Annotated in this window: 1 protein-coding gene; it reads left to right on the top strand. The window is 38.9% G+C overall.

The features are described from left to right. A partial coding sequence (locus AAEY83_RS14725; protein ID WP_351060041.1) for an iron-containing alcohol dehydrogenase occupies positions 1–275 on the top strand: 275 nt, incomplete at both ends.

Genomic DNA, 275 nt, shown 5'->3' with positions numbered 1-275 from the left:
GGATAAAATAATGAAATTTAGCTACGTAAATCCAACACTAATTCAATTTGGCCAACAACAAATAGCCTCACTAACTGATTTGATCGCAAAAGATCAAAAAGTACTAGTTGTGTACGGCGGCGGATCAATTAAAAAGAACGGCGTATACGACCAAGTTGCAGCAGCACTTGAAGGTTTTGATTGGGTAGAGTTTTCGGGCGTTGGCGCTAACCCAACAATTGAAGTACTAGATCAAGCAGTAAAAATCTGTAAAGAACAAGACATCGACTTTGTAC

Origin of the sequence: Psychrobacter sp. TB20-MNA-CIBAN-0197 (assembly GCF_040309765.1) — a bacterium.
Taxonomy (GTDB): Bacteria; Pseudomonadota; Gammaproteobacteria; order Pseudomonadales; family Moraxellaceae; genus Psychrobacter; species Psychrobacter submarinus.
Note: the sequence above shows the minus strand (reverse complement) of the source record. Positions and strands in the feature narration are given on the sequence as shown.